Source organism: Streptomyces sp. SAI-170, from assembly GCF_049739565.1.
In the GTDB taxonomy this organism is placed as follows: domain Bacteria; phylum Actinomycetota; class Actinomycetes; order Streptomycetales; family Streptomycetaceae; genus Streptomyces.
On record NZ_JBMGQD010000001.1, the window covers coordinates 3648484 to 3665430 of the forward strand.

18 protein-coding genes are annotated in these 16947 nt (G+C 71.3%); 7 read left to right on the forward strand and 11 right to left on the reverse strand.

Going from position 1 to position 16947, the window contains the following annotated elements:
- The first annotated feature begins 13 nt into the window (after window positions 1–13).
- Together RKD23_RS16220 and RKD23_RS16225 are read left to right on the forward strand one after the other, a co-directional pair.
- The gene (locus tag RKD23_RS16220; RefSeq protein ID WP_424854307.1) at window positions 14–355 is read left to right on the forward strand and encodes a hypothetical protein; all 342 of its coding nucleotides are present in this window, start codon (window positions 14–16) and stop codon (window positions 353–355) included.
- Between the two features lie 88 nt (window positions 356–443).
- A complete protein-coding gene (locus RKD23_RS16225; protein WP_424854308.1) occupies window positions 444–905 on the forward strand; it encodes a nucleoside deaminase in 462 nt (153 codons plus the stop codon).
- 7 nt (window positions 906–912) lie between these two features.
- Here the strand turns inward: RKD23_RS16225 and RKD23_RS16230 are convergent, their stop codons facing one another.
- From RKD23_RS16230 to hemL, 8 genes are all read right to left on the reverse strand, one after another.
- Window positions 913–1320: an SRPBCC domain-containing protein gene (locus RKD23_RS16230; protein ID WP_424854309.1), complete on the reverse strand. Its 408-nt coding sequence runs from the start codon at window positions 1318–1320 to the stop codon at window positions 913–915.
- A 14-nt stretch (window positions 1321–1334) separates the two neighbouring features.
- Complete coding sequence (gene ccsB, locus RKD23_RS16235; protein WP_424858254.1) at window positions 1335–2372, reverse strand: c-type cytochrome biogenesis protein CcsB; 1038 nt, start codon at window positions 2370–2372, stop codon at window positions 1335–1337.
- An 80-nt stretch (window positions 2373–2452) separates the two neighbouring features.
- A complete protein-coding gene (gene resB / locus RKD23_RS16240) occupies window positions 2453–4135 on the reverse strand; it encodes a cytochrome c biogenesis protein ResB (protein WP_424854310.1) in 1683 nt (560 codons plus the stop codon).
- Window positions 4136–4138: 3 nt separating this feature from the next.
- Window positions 4139–4912, reverse strand: a complete 774-nt coding sequence (locus RKD23_RS16245; protein WP_424854311.1) for a cytochrome c biogenesis CcdA family protein — start codon at window positions 4910–4912, stop codon at window positions 4139–4141.
- A 1-nt stretch (window position 4913) separates the two neighbouring features.
- Entirely contained in the window at window positions 4914–5504 is a 591-nt protein-coding gene (locus RKD23_RS16250; protein ID WP_424854312.1) for a TlpA family protein disulfide reductase, read from the reverse strand.
- Between the two features lie 66 nt (window positions 5505–5570).
- The gene (locus RKD23_RS16255) at window positions 5571–6797 is read right to left on the reverse strand and encodes a hypothetical protein (protein ID WP_424854313.1); all 1227 of its coding nucleotides are present in this window, start codon (window positions 6795–6797) and stop codon (window positions 5571–5573) included.
- Between the two features lie 103 nt (window positions 6798–6900).
- A complete protein-coding gene (locus RKD23_RS16260) occupies window positions 6901–7548 on the reverse strand; it encodes a histidine phosphatase family protein (RefSeq protein ID WP_424858255.1) in 648 nt (215 codons plus the stop codon).
- Window positions 7549–7580: 32 nt separating this feature from the next.
- A complete protein-coding gene (gene hemL, locus RKD23_RS16265) occupies window positions 7581–8897 on the reverse strand; it encodes a glutamate-1-semialdehyde 2,1-aminomutase (RefSeq protein WP_424854314.1) in 1317 nt (438 codons plus the stop codon).
- Between the two features lie 284 nt (window positions 8898–9181).
- Between hemL and RKD23_RS16270 the strand changes: the two genes are divergently transcribed.
- Both RKD23_RS16270 and RKD23_RS16275 read left to right on the forward strand, forming a co-directional pair.
- Window positions 9182–9808, forward strand: a complete 627-nt coding sequence (locus RKD23_RS16270) for a hypothetical protein (protein ID WP_404044021.1) — start codon at window positions 9182–9184, stop codon at window positions 9806–9808.
- Between the two features lie 62 nt (window positions 9809–9870).
- Window positions 9871–10497 carry an NAD(P)-dependent oxidoreductase gene (locus RKD23_RS16275; protein ID WP_424854315.1) on the forward strand — a complete coding sequence of 209 codons (627 nt, stop codon included), beginning with the start codon at window positions 9871–9873 and terminating at the stop codon, window positions 10495–10497.
- Here RKD23_RS16275 and RKD23_RS16280 read toward each other — a convergent pair.
- Together RKD23_RS16280 and RKD23_RS16285 are read right to left on the reverse strand one after the other, a co-directional pair.
- The gene (locus RKD23_RS16280; protein WP_424854316.1) at window positions 10494–11015 is read right to left on the reverse strand and encodes a GNAT family N-acetyltransferase; all 522 of its coding nucleotides are present in this window, start codon (window positions 11013–11015) and stop codon (window positions 10494–10496) included. The two genes, RKD23_RS16275 and RKD23_RS16280, sit on opposite strands and share 4 nt — an antisense overlap.
- Window positions 11016–11164: 149 nt before the next feature.
- Window positions 11165–12040, reverse strand: a complete 876-nt coding sequence (locus tag RKD23_RS16285; RefSeq protein ID WP_424854317.1) for a transketolase — start codon at window positions 12038–12040, stop codon at window positions 11165–11167.
- Between the two features lie 177 nt (window positions 12041–12217).
- Here RKD23_RS16285 and RKD23_RS16290 point away from each other — a divergent pair, with 177 nt between their 5' ends.
- Complete coding sequence (locus RKD23_RS16290) at window positions 12218–13129, forward strand: hypothetical protein (protein WP_424854318.1); 912 nt, start codon at window positions 12218–12220, stop codon at window positions 13127–13129.
- A 484-nt stretch (window positions 13130–13613) separates the two neighbouring features.
- Entirely contained in the window at window positions 13614–15602 is a 1989-nt protein-coding gene (locus tag RKD23_RS16295; RefSeq protein ID WP_424854319.1) for a helix-turn-helix domain-containing protein, read from the forward strand.
- A gap of 15 nt (window positions 15603–15617) precedes the next feature.
- Here RKD23_RS16295 and RKD23_RS16300 read toward each other — a convergent pair whose 3' ends face one another.
- On the reverse strand, window positions 15618–16454 hold the full coding sequence (locus RKD23_RS16300; protein ID WP_424854320.1) for a LuxR C-terminal-related transcriptional regulator: 837 nt from the start codon (window positions 16452–16454) through the stop codon (window positions 15618–15620).
- A gap of 273 nt (window positions 16455–16727) precedes the next feature.
- On the opposite strand from RKD23_RS16300, the gene RKD23_RS16305 reads away from it, so the two are divergent.
- Window positions 16728–16910 (forward strand): hypothetical protein, encoded by a 183-nt coding sequence (locus tag RKD23_RS16305; RefSeq protein WP_424854321.1) that lies wholly within the window; start codon window positions 16728–16730, stop codon window positions 16908–16910.
- The last annotated feature ends 37 nt before the right edge of the window (window positions 16911–16947 follow it).

A 16947-nucleotide genomic window follows, 5' to 3' on the forward strand; every position in this document is an offset into this window, starting at 1 on the left:
GAATGACGAGCTGATGAAGGAAGAAGAGATCTACCGCGAGCTCCTCGAAGAGGGGCTGGACGACTGGATCATGGTCGACCAGGTGCTGTACCTGGCGGGTGAGCTCGCCGAACAGTCCGGGGAGCCGCCCCGGGAGGTCACCGAGCGGGTCCTGACGCACCTGGTGCGCGGGGGCCTGATGAACGTCGGAGACCTCGGGGAGACCGGCTTCGAGGCCTGGCCCGGCGACGCGGACAGCGTGGTCCGCCGGGTCCTGGAGTCCCTCGACGCGGTGGACTGGCACCCCGCCGGCGGCGGCTGCTGGCTCGCCAACACCCCGGCCGGCGACCGTGAGGCCTCCGGCGGCACGCGGTAGCTCCGGCTGACACAGGGGCCCCTGCCAGGATTTCCTGGTGGGGGCCCTTGCCGTTTCCTGTCCGCTCGTCGTGGAGGAGAGCTACGTGATGAAGACCCTGGACCGGGCGACCGCCCGCACCTGGCTCGGTACCGCCCTCGAAGAGGCCCGCGCCGGGCTGGCCGAGGGCGGCATCCCGATCGGGGCCGCGCTCTACGGCCCCGACGGCACAGTGCTGGGGCGCGGCCACAACCGCCGGGTCCAGGACGACGACCCGTCCCTGCACGCGGAGACCGCGGCCTTCCGGGCGGCCGGCCGGCAGCGGTCGTATCGCGGGACGACGATGGTGACGACCCTCTCCCCCTGCTGGTACTGCTCGGGGCTGGTGCGCCAGTTCGGCATCTCCCGCGTGGTGGTCGGCGAGGCGGAGACCTTCCAGGGCGGGCACGACTGGCTGGCCTCGCACGGCGTGGAGATCGTGCTGCTGGACGACACCGAGTGCGCCGGGCTCATGCGCGACTTCATCGCCCGGCATCCCGCGCTGTGGAACGAGGACATCGGGGAGGACTAGCCCGGGACTAACCCTCGAGTGACTCGATCAGGCGTTCGAAGCGGTCGCGCCAGCCCCGCTCCGTCTCTCCCTCGCCCTGGAACTCGTGGGTGAAGCGCAGTGCGCTTCCCGTCTCGCCGTCGCGCTCCAGATGGAAGCGCATACGGCCGCCGGCCTCGACGGTGTACTCGGCGACCCGGTCCACGTCCCATGCGGTGACCCGCCCCGAGCCCAGGCCGCGCAGACCGACCGCGCCGCCGAGCCGGGGTTCGAGGGTGTCCACCGGGGCCAGCCAGCCCGCGAGGCCCTCCGGGGTGGACAGCGCGGGCCAGACCGACTCCATGGGCCGGGGAAGCCGCACCAGGAAATGCAGGATGTGCGTGTTCCCGTGGGTCTGGCTGGTGCCCTGCTCTATGGCTCCGGTCTTTCCGGTCATGCCTCCAGCGTGACTCAGAAGCCCACGGAGTGCAGCGCGCCCAGGCCGACGTCGGCGTAGGAGTGCTTGCCGGAGACGAAGATGTTGACGCCGTAGTAGTTGAACAGCCAGCAGCCGAAGGCGATCAGGGCGAGCCAGGCGGCCTTGCGGCCCTTCCAGCCGGCCGTGGCGCGGGCGTGGAGGTAGCCGGCGTAGGCGACCCAGGTGATGAAGGACCAGGTCTCCTTGGGGTCCCAGCCCCAGTAGCGGCCCCAGGCGTCACCGGCCCAGATGGCGCCCGCGATGATCGTGAAGGTCCACAGGGGGAAGACCGCCGCGTTGACACGGTAGGAGAACTTGTCCAGGGAGGCCGCGGAGGGCAGCCGGTCCAGGACGGAGTTCGCGAAGCTGCCGGGCCTGCCGCCGCCGGCCAGCTTGTTCTCGTACGCGTCCTTGAACAGGTACAGGATCGTGGTGACCGCGCCGACGTAGAACACCGCGCCGCAGAAGATCGCCGTCGAGACGTGGATGTACAGCCAGTACGAGTCGAGGGCGGGAACCAGCTGGTCGCTCGCGGTGTACAGGACCTTGACGGCGATGCCGAGGTCGAGGAGGACCGAGGTGATCAGGAACAGGCCGATCCAGCGGACGTTCTTCTTCAGCGCCAGCAGCCCGAGGTACACCCCGACGGCCACCGTGGAGAAGGTGATGTTGAACTCGTACATGTTGCCCCACGGCGCGCGCTGCACCGACAGAGCGCGGGCGAGCACCCCGCCGAACGCCAGCAGGAAGCCGAGCACCGTGAGGGAGACGGCGATACGGCCGTAGAGGTCGCCCTGCTCGTCACCGCCGTGCGCCCCCGGACCGTCGGGCACGTCACGGGTGCCGGACGCGGCCCGGACGGTCACCTTGGGCCGCTCCAGGACCGCGGTGCCGCCCGCCTTGTTCACCGTCACCGCCGGTGCGGACGGCTTCTGCGCGGTGAGCGCGGCCGCGGTGCGGCCGACCTTGCTGCGGCTGCCGAAGGTCCATTCGGCGATGTACGCGAGGAAGGCCAGGGTGTAGACGGCCATCGCGGAGTAGATCAGCGTGTTGCTGAGGTTCGCGAGGTTCTCGTTGGTCGCGGCGGCCAGATCGCTCGCGGCGGCGAAGTTCACGGCTTGTCAGCCCCTTCGGCAGGTGCGGCTTCGTTCTCGGGGTCGGGGGCGCCGGGCGCCTTCCGGTACAGGGCCTCGGCGAGGTCGCCGAGTTCCTCGGGCAGTTTCGCGGACTCGCTGCGGCCGAGGCCGGCCATCTCGACGACCGTCACTCCGTCGTCGCCGGTGGTGGCCCGCACCCAGACGCGGCGGCGCTGGATGAACAGGGAGCCCGCGAGGCCCGCGATCGCGGCGAGGGCGCCGACCAGCGCCCAGCCGCCGCCCGGCTCCTGCACGATCTGGAAGCCGGCCCATTCCCGGGTCTCCTTCTCGTACGTGATGGAGCCGTAGCCGCCGGGGAGCGTCAGGGTGTCGCCGGGGCGCAGCTGCTTCTTCAGCAGGTCGCCCTTGGCGTCCTTGAACTCCTCCATGTGCGTCTTGTCCAGCTGGTACACGTTCTTCGGGATGCCGGAGTTCACGCCGAGGTCGCCGTGGTAGGCGTTGACGGCCATCATCGGGCTGATCAGCGCGGGGAACGCGGAGACCATCTGGCCCTCGCTGTACGTCGGCAGGAACCAGACCTGGAAGCCGAGCTGGTCGCTCTTGCCCTGGGGGTCCTTGTAGCCGTCCATGACCCGGACGACGCCGGAGGAGGTGACGTTGGCGTCCTGCGGGAGCAGCGGGACCGCGTCCTGGAAGACGATGTTCCCCTTGCCGTCGCGGACCGTGATGACGGGCGCGTAGCCGTGGCTGACGAGGTAGGCCTTGGCGTCGCCGATGTGCAGCGGCTCGTTGACCTCGACGGTGGTCTTCTTCTCCTTGCCGTCGGCGCCCTCGCTGTAGGTGAGGTCGGCCTCGTAGGTGCGGGGGGTGCCCTTGTTGGGGCCGCTGAGCTCGTAGGTGCCGGTGAAGCGGTCCAGCTTGAAGCTGAAGGGTTCGAGGTCGTCGTTCTGGAAGAGGCTGCCGGACTTGAAGTCGTCGTACTGCGAGAGCGTGTTGGAGAAGCCGTCGCCCTCGACGATCAGCTTGTTGCCCTCGGACTTGAACAACTGGCCCCAGGCGAAGGCGACCAGCATCACGATCAGCGCGATGTGGAAGGCGAGGTTGCCGGCCTCGCGCAGATAGCCCTTCTCGGCGGCGACCGCGTCCCCGACGGCATGGGCGCGGTAGCGGCGCCCCTTCAGCAGGCCGAGCGCGGCCTCGCGGACCTCGTCGGGCGTGGCCTCCGTGCGCCAGGTGGTGTGCGCGGGCAGCCGGGTCAGCCGCTTCGGCGCGGCCGGCGGGCGGCCGCGGAGCTGGCCGACGAACTGCCAGGTGCGCGGGACGATACAGCCGATGAGGGAGACGAACAGCAGGATGTAGATCGCGGAGAACCACACCGAGCTGTAGACGTGGAAGAGGCCGAGCTTGTCGTAGACCGGCGCGAGGGTGGTGTGCCGCTGCCGGAAGTCCTCGACCTGGGTGATGTCGACGCCGCTCTGCGGGATGAGCGAGCCGGGGATCGCGGCGAGCGAGAGCAGCAGGAGCAGCAGCAGCGCGACCCGCATGGAGGTCAGCTGCCGCCAGAACCAGCGCAGCCAGCCGATCACCCCGAGGGCGGGCAGGCCGGTCGCGGCCTCCTCCTGGGGTGCGGTGGACAGCTGGGAGCCGGCGGCATCGAGGTCCTGGTCCTCACGGGTGCCGGGTGTCGTCTTGCTCATGGATCAGATCCCCACAGTGAAGCCGTCGGACCAGGTCTGCATCTCGCGCACCAGACTGTCCCACGCGCCGGTCAGCAGCAGCACACCGGTCAGGATCATCATCGTGCCGCCGATGCGCATGACCCACACATAGTGGCGCTTGACCCAGCCGAAGGCGCCGAGCGCCTTGCGGAAGGCGACCGCGGCGAGCACGAACGGGATGCCGAGGCCGAGGCAGTAGGCGACGGTCAGTATCGCGCCGCGCCCGGCGCTGGCCTGCTCCATGGCGAGGGTCTGCACGGAGGCGAGGGTCGGGCCGATGCAGGGCGTCCAGCCGATGCCGAACAGGGCGCCGAGCAGCGGCGCGCCGAGCAGGCCGGTCGTGGGGCGCTTGTGGAAGCGGAACTCGCGCTGGGTGAGCCAGGGCATCAGGCCCATGAAGAACACGCCCATGAGGATCATGAGCACGCCCAGCACCTTGGAGAGCATGGCCTGGTGTTCGCGCAGGGTGTAGCCGAAGAAGCCGAACAATGCCCCGCCGGAGACGAACACGACGGTGAAGCCGAGCACGAACAGCGAGGCGCCCGCGACCATCCGCCCGCGCCGGGCCTCGGCCAGGTCGGTGCCGCTGACGCCGGTGACGTAGGAGAGGTAGCCGGGGACGAGCGGCAGGACGCAGGGGGAGAAGAAGGAGACGAGGCCGCCGAGGACCGCGAGCGGCAGCGCGAGCAGCAGCGCGCCGTGCATCACGGTGTCGTTCGGGTCGGTGGCCGCGGCCAGGGTGGACAGCGCGGTCACGTCACTTCTCCGCGAGGACCGGCTTGATCATGCCGCGCAGCTTGTCCTCGCTGAGCGGCTGCAGCGCACGCGCCGCGATCTTTCCCTCGCGGTCGATGACCAGCGTGGAGGGCACGAGCTGCGGGTTGAGCGTGCCCTTCTTGAAGCGGAGCATCAGCTTGCCGGTCGGGTCGTACAGGCTCGGGTAGGTGATGCCCCACTCCTTCTCGAAGGCGAGGGCGGGGACCGTGCTGGTGTCGCGGGTGTTGATGCCGACGAACTCGACGCCCTGGCCCTTGACGTCCCGGTAGACCTTCTCGAAGTTCTTCGCCTCGACGCGGCAGGGGCCGCACCAGGAGCCCCACACATTGACCACGAGGACCTTGCCCTTGTAGTCGGCGGTGCTCAGCGGCTTGCCCTCCAGCGTCTCGCCGTCGAGCTCGGGCGCGGCGGCCCGCTCGCCCTTCGCCGCGGTGGCGATGCCGTCGTCACCGGTGACGAAGTTGGTGCTGCCGCCCCCGCCGGACGTCCCGCCGGAGGTGCAGGCGGACAGTGCCAGCGCGGTGACGACGGCACCGGCGGCGAGCAGGGTGGTACGGCTGGCGGCACTCATGTGAAAAGTTTCGCATGTCCGTTCCGGGGATCTTGCGCACCCCCCTCGCGGGCGCAAAGCCGCATTTCACAGCCGCTTCCAGCCCCCGGCGGGCGCCTGTCCGACCCCCAGGGTGCGCAAGCGGTCGAGGACCTCCGGCCGCTGCACGTCCAGCCAGTCGGCGAACTGCCGGAAGGACACGAGGCGTACGTCCTTCTGGCCGGCCATGTGCTTCAGCGCCTCCTCGACGGCGTCCATGTAGATGCCGCCGTTCCACTGCTCGAAGTGGTTGCCGATGAAGAAGGGTGCCCGGTTTGTCTCGTACGCCCGCTTGAAGCCGGATATGTAGGCCTGCGCGGCCTGTTCACGCCAGGCCGGGTAGTTGTAGGCGGGCGCGTTGGTGGAGTTCAGCGACTGGTTGGCGAGCATGTTGTAGTCCATCGACAGGACCTCGAAGCCACGCCCGGGGAACGGCACCTGCTGGAGCGGAAGGTCCCATATGCCCTGCTTCTTCGTCGGCCAGACCTGGAGGCCGCCCGGCGAGGAGGCGTCGTAGCGCCAGCCCAGCTCGCGGGCGACGGGCAGCAGGTTGTCCTGGCCGAGCAGACAGGGCGTACGGCCGCCGACGAGCTCCTTGTCGTAGTCGAAGGGCAGCGACGGCAGGTCGGACCAGCCGGTGTTCGTGCGCCACTCCTTCACGAACGACTTCGCCTGGTCGATCTCGCTGCGCCACTGCTGGGGCGTCCAGTGGGCGACGGAGCCGTGGCCGTCGCCGCAGAAGTGGCCGTTGAAGTGGGTGCCGATCTCGTGCCCTTCGAGCCAGGCCCGGCGTACGCCGTCGAGCGTCATCCTGATGTGCTCGTCGGTGAGGTAGCCGATGTCGGAGGCGCCGCGCTGGTTGTTCGGGGGGTCGTAGAGCCGCTTCTTCGACTCGGGCAGCAGATACAGCCCGGAGAGGAAGAAGGTCATGGACGCGCCGTGCTCCTTGGCGAGGTCCAGGAAGCGCGGGAAGAGGCCGTTGCCGACCTCGCCCGCGCCGTCCCAGGAGAAGACGACGAACTGCGGCGGGGTCTCGCCCGGCTCCAGCGGGACGGGCCGCTCCGGCTGGTGGGGCTGCCTGCCGGTGAAGGACGTCGAACCGTCGCCGATGGGGCGGACGGTGGGGGTCGGGCTGCCGGTCGGCCGGTGCTGCACGGAACCGGGACCGGGTGCGGCCCCGTCCGAGGAGTTGTGGGTGCCGCAGCCGGCGAGTGAGGCGGCCGCGGCGGCGCCCGCACCGAGTCCGAGCGCTCCCCTGCGGGTGAGAGTGCGCATGGCGCCCCCCGTTCGTCGTTCTTCTGAGGTGGTCACTCACTCAGAGGGCACGACGAACGCGGGGGTTCCGATGCTATTTCCCGGTTTTGTAACGATCAGCCCCTTAGGCCCCGAAGGCTTTGTCCTTCCCCTTCACCGGCTTGGCGCCGGCGCGGAGGTGGGCGGGGACCAGGTCGATGGCCGGCTCGCTGTAGCCGACGGAGACGATCCGGTCGCCGTCGTAGGTGAAGGACGTCAGCGAGGCGAGCGTGCACTGCCGCTTGCGGGGGTCGTGCCACAGGCGCCGCTTCTCGACGAAGGAGCGCACGATCCAGATCGGCAGCTGGTGGCTGACCAGCACGGCCTCGTGCCCGCGCGCGGCGTCCTTGGCGGCGTCCAGCGCGCCCATCATGCGCACCACCTGGTCGACGTAGGGCTCGCCCCAGGACGGCTTGAACGGGTTGACCAGGTGCTTCCAGTTGGCCGGCTTCTTCAGGGCGCCGTCGCCGACGCCGAAGGTCTTGCCCTGGAAGACGTTGTCCGCCTCGATCAGCCGGGCGTCCGTTGCGATGTCCAGGCCGTGCGCCTTGGCGATCGGCGTCGCGGTCTGCTGCGCCCGCTCCAGCGGGGAGGAGCAGACGTACGTGATGTCGCGGGAGGCCAGATGGTCGGCGACCCGCTCGGCCATCTTCCGGCCCAGCTCGGAGAGGTGGTAGCCGGGCAGACGGCCGTAGAGGATGCCGTCGGGGTTGGCGACCTCGCCGTGCCGCATCACATGGACGACGGTGATGTCCTTCTCGCTGCTCACGCGGTGGCCTCCGCCGCGGCTCGGGCCGCCGCCGGGAGGGCGTCGGCGATTCGCTGGATCGCGCGCTCGTCGTGCGCGGTGGACACGAACCAGGACTCGAAGGACGACGGCGGCAGATACACGCCCTGCGCCAGCATCGAGTGGAAGAACGCGTTGAAGCGGAAGGACTCCTGGCGGCGGGCGTCCTCGTAGTCGCGCACCTCGCGGTCGGTGAAGAACACCGAGAACATGTTGGAGGCGGTCTGCAGCCGGTGGGCCACGCCCTCCTTGGTCAGCGCCTCGGTCACGAGCGCCTGGATCTGCTTCGACACGCCGTTCAGGGTGTCGTAGGCCGCGTCGTCGAGGAGCCGCAGCTGGGCGAGGCCGGCGGCGGTGGCGACCGGGTTCCCGGAGAGGGTGCCGGCCTGGTAGACGGGCCCGGCGGGGGCGAGGTGGGCCATGACGTCGGCGCGCCCGCCGAAGGCCGCGGCCGGGAAGCCGCCGCCCATGACCTTGCCGAAGGTGATCAGGTCGGGGACGACACCCTCGACGCCGTACCAGCCGGCGCGGCTGGTGCGGAAGCCCGTCATGACCTCGTCGGAGATGAACAGCGCGCCGTTCTTCTCGCACGCGTCCTTCAGGCCCTGGTTGAAGCCGGGCAGCGGCGGGACGACGCCCATGTTGCCGGGCGAGGCCTCCGTGATCACACAGGCGATCTCGCCGGGGTGCCGGTGGAAGGCCTCCTGCACGGCCTGAAGGTCGTTGTACGGCAGCACGATCGTGTCGCCGGCCTGGGCACCGGTGACGCCGGGGGTGTCGGGCAGCGCGAAGGTGGCGAGGCCACTGCCGGCCGCGGCGAGGAGCGAGTCGACGTGCCCGTGGTAACACCCGGCGAACTTGATCACCTTGGACCGCTGGGTGAACCCGCGGGCGAGGCGGATCGCCGACATGGTCGCCTCGGTGCCGCTGGAGACGAGCCGCACCTGGTCGACCGGCTCGACCCGCGCGACGATCTCCTCGGCGAGCGCGACCTCGCCCTCACCGGGCGTACCGAAGGAGGTGCCGCGCGCGACGGCCTCCTGCACGGCGGCGATGACCTCGGGGTGCGCGTGGCCGAGGATCATCGGGCCCCAGGAGCACACCAGGTCGACGTACTCGCGCCCGTCCGCGTCGGTCATGTACGGCCCGGTGCCGGACACCATGAACCGGGGCGTGCCGCCCACGGCACGGAAGGCCCGCACCGGGGAGTTCACACCGCCCGGCGTGACGGCCGCCGCACGGTCGAACAGCGCCTGCGAGACGGGTGCTTCGTATGGATATGGCAGTTCGCTCATGACCTGCGACTTCTCCGACTTCTCGGACTCCGGTGGGCAGTGACGTGTTCAGGGTATGGCGCGGGCGGGGTTGATCACTCCTCCACCGCCGGGGAATGCATCTGCGAAACTGAGAGCTGACACACACACGTCATTCGGACGATCGTTGTCAGGGGCTGCAAAGATCCTGCGGACAGGAGTTCCCACCGCACGTTTCGGCGGGCAACCGTGGGGGAGGTCACTGACACGATGATCGGGTTGCGCGGCGGGGGCCACGCGTCCTAGAAAAGCAGTCGGGTGGAGATATGCATCGCGGTGGCGGACTGGGCGAGGGGACTGACGATCTGGGTCCTCGACGTGCCCGGCGGGGAAGGCACCGGCGCGACGCGGAGGAAACGACCGAGGCACGACAGGCCCAGGGCGGGCACAGGGAGCCCGAGCGGATCGACCAGCGCGTCGAAGGGCTCCGGGCGGGGAGCAGGAATGGTGGTCGGGTGGGGGTGACGTACAAGTACTTCGGCGCGCCGGACGGCGCGACCGCGGCCCGCGTCCCGATCTCGATGCGCCCCGAGGAACTCGGCGGCGACGAGCTCGGCATGAACGGCATGTTCACCAAGATCAAGCCCGAGACGATGGCCGCGATGGTCCTGACCGGCATCGAGGGCGTCCCCCTGCACAAGGTCCCCCCGCTCGAACTCGTCGTCCTCCACCCCGACTACGCCGTCGTCAAGCTCCCCATGACCGTCGTCGACCCCCTGCGCGACATCGGCGAGGAGGCCGTCGGCGCGGCGGCCTTCATCTGGTCGACGGTCCCGGACCGCGGCGGCCCGCGGGACGCGTTCAACGTGTACCAGCTGCTGCACGAGTGGCAGGACTTCTCCAAGCGGCTGCACGAGGCGGGGCATCAGCCGTACTGCCTGGTCTGGCCCTGAGCCGTCGGCCCGCCCTCCCGCTGCGAACGGAGCGCGGGCGCTCCTCCACAGGAAAGAAGTGCATGAAGCTCCTGATCCTCGGCGCGACCGGTCCCACCGGCCGCCATGTCGTCGATGCGGCCCTGCGGTCCGGCGACCAGGTCACCGCCCTGGTCCGCAACCCGGCGGGACTGGGTGAGCTGGCCGATCGGGTGACCGTGCTGACCGGGGACGCGACCTCCCGCTCCGACGTCTCAAGCGCTCTGGCCGGGCAGGACGCCCTCGTCTCCGCCCTCGGCCGGGGCAGGTCCGTGGTCGCCGACGGGTTGTTCACCCGCGCCTCGGCGGCCGCGCTCACCGCCGCCGAGGAGACCGCCGTGTCGCGTCTGGTGTGGCTGTCGTCCTTCGGTGTCGGTCACACCTTCCCGTGGTCGAGCCTGACGCAGAAGCTGATGTACGCCACGCTGCTGCGCTCCCTGTACGCCGACAAGGAGATCGCCGACGACGACATCCGCTCCAGCGGCCTGGACTGGACGCTGGTCTACCCGACCCGGCTGACCAACGGCCCGGCGCTGGGCCGGTACCACGCGGACGACCGGCTGCCGATGAAGGGCAGCCCGACGATCAGCCGCGCGGACGTCGCCGCCTTCATGCACCGGGCGGCCCACGACAGCGAGTGGGTGCACCGTACGGCGGTCATCTCCGACTAAGGACCGCCCGCCGGGCCTTCCCATCCGATCTCGCCGTCGTGCCAGTGGCCGGTGGGCGTCAGGCCGGCGGCACGAGCGACGGCCGCGGAGGCGTGGTGCTCCGGGTGGATGTGGGCGCGGACCACCCGCACGCCTCGCTCCGGCAGCCAGGCGACCAGGCCTCGGGCGGCCTCCGTCGCCACACCGCGTCCCTGCCAGGGCGTACCGACCACCCAGGCGACCTCGGCGACGGGCCCGCGCTCGGAGTCGGAGACCGTCGCCTGCACCGTCCCGGCCAGGCGTCCCTCCTCCCGGAGCCGGATCACCCAGTTCCACCACGTCACCGACGGATCGGGCGAGCCGGCCACCAGGCGCTCGTAGCGGGCGTGCAGCGCCTCGGCCGAGTGCGGGGCGCCTCCGATGAAGGCGTGCAGCGCCGGGTCGGAGAGCACCTCGGCCATCTCCCGCGCGTGCTCGACCGCGAGCGGTACGAGGCTCAGTCGGGCGGTCTCGATCGGCGCGATCCTCAAGAAGTCCACGCCGCCGATTCCATCAGGTCATCTCCCCCCCCCCCGGGGCCAGGCGGGTTGGAGGGCGTGGCGCCAGGCATCGGGGCGTGGCCCCGCTGTCATGGCGCCTCGTCCTCGGGGCCGGAGCACCTCCCGCTCCGCTCGCCGCCCCGCCCGCCTCACACGATCCGGCGGACCCCGTACCCTGCCGCGCGGTCGGCTGCGCGGAGAGTCTCGGTGACGCCGTTGCCGTCGCCGTCGGTGGCCGCCGGGGCGATGTCCACGTAGGCGTCGGGCAGATGGCGGGCCAGTGCGTCGGCCATGCCCCGGGTGCAGGTCCGGGCGCCGACGATCAGGAAACGGCTGTGGCTGCGGGCCAGTTCGGCCGCGGCCACCGCGAGGTTGCGGTCGTCCAGGTACACCAGGTGCGCATGGGCGAGCCAGGGCGCGAGGGCGCGGGCGGCACGGGCGGTGCCGGTGCCGTACTCGCCCACCGAGACCAGACAGACGGTGTCCTCGTCGCCGTGGCCCGGTGACTCCCAGGCCACGGGCCGGGTCAGCGCGCCCGGCACGAGGTCGGGGCGTGGCCAGTAGGGGCGCGGCACGGTGCCCACTCTGATGTGGATGGGCCGGTCCGTGGCGGCCGCGGCCCGGACGACCGCCCGGGTCTCCGCGTCCCCGCAGGGCGCGGCCAGTGTCACCCCCTCCAGGCGCCGCAACACCTGATAGTCCTCCAGAAAACCGGCGTACGGCGTGACCACGCTCGCGCCGGCCTCGAGCAGCCGGGCACGCAGTCCCAGGTTGCCCGCGGGACCGAGGCCGCGGGGCCCCGGGCCGGTGCAGACGAACGGGCGGAACCCGGCCGCGACCATGCCCGAGACGACGTCCACCATCGCGGAGGCGACGCCGGCCAGGCCGAAGAAGCGGTCGGGGTGACGCAGCTCGAAGGGGTGGTCGGTGCGCCCCGGTGAGGCGTCCAGGCACACGACCCGGCCGTCGTGCCGGGCGAGTGCGGTGAGTTCGTTGCGGTAGGCCTCGTAGCCGGACAGGCTCATCGCCTCACCCTGGTGCCCCGCGCGGTCCACACCCCGGGACGGGGTGCCCGACGCGTCGCCGCGGTGGCTCCGAACGGATTCATGACCTCGACTCCACTCCCTCCAGCGGAAAGTCACAGTGGTTTCACAGCCTTCACCTCTTGGGCAGCCGGTTGGCCTCCTCTACGCTCCGTTCGCATGCTCTGCCCGTCCGCGGCCACCGCTGTGGCCCAACTCGCAGCCGAGGGTGTTGCCGTGTGGCTGGCGGACAGCCCCGGCGCCCCGGCCGCCGTCGCCACGCTGCGACGGCTCGTCACCGGTGCCCCGGACTCTTTCCAGGGGCTGGTCAGCGCGGCCGTGTCGGTGGCGGAGGTCCGCTCCCTGTGCGACGCGCTGCTGCCCGCGCACCTGTCCTGCGACGGGCGCGCCGGTCTGGTCTCCGCGGCGCTGGACCCGGACGCCGCGCTCGCGGTCGGCCGGCCCAACCTGCTGGTGCGGATCGTGCCGGACACCGAGGGCCTCGCCGCCATCGCCGAGGCGCTCGGCCGGGGCCTTCGGGTGGACGCGGCTCCGGTGACCACGCCCGAGGCCTACGGCAGGGTCCTGGAGGCCTGCTTCGCCGGGCTGGAGCAGGCGCTGGCGCGCGGGCTGCCGCTGCCGTCCGGTACCGCCGTGACGTCGGTCCCGGTGGGGGCGATCGACGCGGCGGTCAATGCCCGCCTGGACGGGCGCCATGCCGGCGGCAGCCGGGTGCAGGCCTCGCTCGCGCTGGCCCGGGTGCTGTTCCGGATGCGTGAGGAACGCCTGGACGACGGCTGGTGGCGGGTGCTCAGGGCGGGTGGCGCCCAGCCGCCGAAGCTGCTGTGGACGATGTCCACGCCCCGCCATCTGACCGCGCTCGTCGGCTGGAACACCGCGCACACCGTGCCGGCCGAGCTGGCCGAACGGCGTCTGACGGTCGCCGGGTTGCGCGGCGACACCCTGCTGAACGAGCACGTCCGCGGCCACTCGGAGCTGGCCGCCCTGCGCCGGCAGGGCATCCGCCTGGACCAGTTGCACCTCGGTCCCGGCTTCCGCGACCAGACCCTGACCGCGGTGCCCGGCAGTTGAGGCGGCCGCACGGCACTCGCGGTGCCCGCACGGTCCTGGCTCCGTACGCCGCGACCCGGCCGGTCTCAACGCCGTACGCCGTCCTCCGTCGGCGGACGCGCCGGGGCCCGCCCGACGTCGGGCGCCCCTTCGGTCCGCAGCAGTATGTCCGTGTCGTCCCTCTCCCCCACTCGGCGCATGAACGCCCGCTTCCCTTCGTCGCCACCCCTGCGCACCGCTCTCCCCGCCGCCTTGTCGAACGGCCCTGCGCACCGAGGCTGCCCGCCCGGCGGCGGCGGGGGAAGGTGTTTAGGCAACAGCATTCGGACGCCGGGTGGTGCTTGCGCCACCCGACTGCCTCCCACCTGCGGTGATGCCACGTCAAAAAGGGGCGGAGCGAAGGGTTCCGGCCAATGTTGACGGTGACCGCGGGAGCACTCTAGGTTCACAAAGGCCCGGTGCGGATTCCCCCTGTCCGCCAGGGCCTGGCTGGGGGTGACACACGGTGCCGGACGAGGACCGTCTCGTACGCGACGGGCTGCTCGGACTTCTGGAGATCCTGGCCATGGAGGCGCAGCCGGCACGGACGGGCCGCCCGGGCGCCGCCCCGGCACCGCTGCGTGGCGAAGAGGCCGAGGGAGAGCCCGGCGAAGAGGCCGACGCCGAGCCGTACAAGGAGCCCGCGGAGGGGCTGGCGCGCGATGTGCAGGGGCTGTTCGCCCGGCGCCGGCAGCGCGAGGCGGGTCTGGCCGCGCTGATGGAGACCACCCGCGAACTGACCCTGCCCTACGACGTGGACGAGTTCCTGCGGGTGGTGGCCCGGCGCGCCCGGCTGCTGCTGAACTGCGACACGTCCTGGGTCAATCTGACCTCCCCGGCCGGCGGCCGGTCGTTCGTGGTGACCACCGACGGCCGTACCACCGCCCTGACCGTCGGCTTCTCGGTGCCGCCGGCCGCGGGCGCGGGCCCCACGGCGGCCGCCCGCTCGGCGCCGTTCTGGACCCCGGACTATCTCGCCGACAAGCGGTTCCCGCACGCCCCCGCGCTCGACGACACCATCCGCGAGGACGGCCTGCACGCCCTGCTGGCGGTGCCGCTGAAGCAGGGCGGCACCGTGCTGGGCACGCTGTACGTCGCCGATCGCGCGGTACGTCACTTCACGCCGGACGAGATCACCCTGATGTCGGCCCTCGGTGACCTGGCCGCCCTCGCGATCGAGAAGGCGCGGCTGCAGGAGCTGGCGGGCGAGGCGCCCACCAGGTCGCGGGGCCGTGGGTCACGGGCCGGCGGGCCGCGCGTCGCGGAGGGCGCGGCGCAGCCGGGGCCCGAGGAGCTGCACACCCGGCTGATCGACATGGTGCTGCGCGGCTGCGACATCACGGAGCTGGCGGCGAGCGCGGCGGCCGAGCTGGACGGCGCGCTGCTGGTGCGCGACGCGGCCGGGCGCACCCTCGCGGTGACGGACGGCTTCCCGCCGGTCGAGGACGGCGAACTGTACCGGCGGATGTTGCAGGCGCAGGAGACGCGCCGCGCGGTCCGCAGCGACGGCGGGCTGTGGGTGTGTCCGGCGGTCGCGGGCGAGGAGGTCGTCGGCACGCTGATCCTCGCTCCGGGCACCGGCCTCGAGTTATGCGCGCCGCGACTGCTGGAGGCGGTCGCACAGTCCACGGCCGTCCTGCTGCGGCTGCGCTCCACCGCGTCGGACGCCGAGGGCAACGGGCGCGACGAACTGCTGGCCGAGCTGCTGCGCGACCCGCCGCGCTCGCTGGAGCAGGTGCAGCGCCGGGCCCGCCGGCTGGGCGTCGATCTGGACCAGCCGCATGTGGTGCTGGCCGTGCGGCCGGAGGGCGGGCCACCGGGCCGGGCCCTGGTGTGGGCGTCCTCCTACGCGCATCGACACGCCGGTCTGAAGACCACCGACGGCGGCTGTCTGGTGCTGGCGCTGCCGGGCAGCGACCCTTCGGCGGCGGGCCGGGACGCCTCCGACGCGCTGCGCACGGCCCTCGGTCATCCGGTGACGGTCGGGTCGGCCGGGCCGGTGACCGAGCCCGGGGCCGTGCACCGCGCGTATGCCGAGGCCCGGCGGTGTCTGGACGCGCTGACCGCGCTGGGCGGGGCCGGCGGCAGCGCCTCGCCGCAGGATCTCGGCTTTCTGGGCCTGGTGCTGGCGGACAACCCGGACACCGCGGCGTTCATCACGGACACCATCGGCCCGGTCCTCGACTACGACGCCCGGCAGGACACCGAGCTGGCGAGGACCCTGGAGGCGTACTTCGCCTCGGGCGGCTCGCCCCGGCGGGCCGCGGAGAGCCTGCATGTGCACCCGAACACCGTCTCGCGCCGGCTGGAGCGCATCACCGAGCTGCTCGGCCCGCACTGGCAGGAGCCGGGCCGGTCGCTGGAAGTGCAGCTGGCACTGCGGCTGCGGCGGACGCGGCACACCGTGCGCGGAGGACGGCTGTCGATGACGGCCATCGACGAGCACCGCCGCTGACCGCGGCGGAACGGATCACAGCCCGATGTCGTCTATGAGGGAGGACTTGGCGAGGAGGTAGGCGAGTTGTGCTCTGCTGCGGCTGTTGAGCGCCTCGGACGCCTTCTTGATGTGGGCCGAGACGGTCCGGGTGCTGATGCCGAGGCGCTTGGAGATGGCGGAGTCGGTGTACCCCTCGATCATGAGGCGCAGGACGGCCCGACGGGTCTCGTCGGTCATCAGCGGGGGCCGGATCTGCTCCTGGGTGATGCTCACCGGCTCGGCACGCTCCCAGGCGTGGTTGAAGACGCCGACCAGGTAGGCCACGATCGCGCGGTGCTCGATGGCGAGGGCGGTGGTGTTCACGTCGAGCACGGGGTCGGGGATGAAGGCCACGGCACGGTCGAAGATGATCAGCCGGTCGAACAGCTCGTCCAGGGTGCGCACTTCGGCTCCGGCGGCCGTGACCTTCTCGATGTAGGCGAGGGTGGGGCCATGCGTGCGCACGGTGTGCTGGTAGAGCGTGCGCTGCTTGATGCCCTGCTTGAGCCGGGCGAGGTCGTCCGGCAGAGCGCGGGCCAAGGTCTCGGGCGGCCGGGCGCCGCCGGGCTTGGCCGTGAGCACCTCGTACTCCAGGCCGTCGTGGGCGCGTTGCAGCGCGGCTTCGATGACATCCGGCCCCCGCAGCAGCCGTACGGCCGTGCCCGCGCCGCGGCCCTCCTTGTGGTAGACGTCCTCGGCGACGGCGAGCGAGTCGCGGATGGCGGCGATGGTGTGCTGCTGGACGAGCACCGCGCGCTCGATGGGCCGGCGCAGTTCACTGCTGGCCAGGTCCGGTGGCACGGCGTCCAGGAGGGTCGGGTCTTCGGCCAAGGGGCGCAGTAGCCCCAACTCGATGAGGCAATCGGGTACTTCACCACGTAACGGGCCATGAACCAAGGCCTGCCGGTAGCGCTCCAAACCTTCGTCGCACAGCCGTACGACGTTAGGTTGCGGATGTATGTCCGGATTTCTGCACATATGGCCCCCCTTCCGGTTTCTACATTGCGCAATGTCGATGCTACCCAAGCCCCTGCCCGCCCCCCTCGGCAAGGCATGATTCTCGAGGCGAGAGCAAAGCACGATTTCGGTCAACGGGAGAGGTAAATGAAGCAGAAACGAGCCGTCGTTAGCTGCATTACCGGCGGTCTTTCTCTGACCTTGGCGCTGATGGGTGCGACCGTGATTCCGGAGTTCGCTCCGAAGCACAGCACCGATACCACCGTCGCCCAGACGATTACTTCCGAGGAGATCCCGATGGGTCCGGAGGACGACGTCAAGTGGCCGTAAGGCCAAAGGGACGCACTGACTCAACACGATGGGGGCG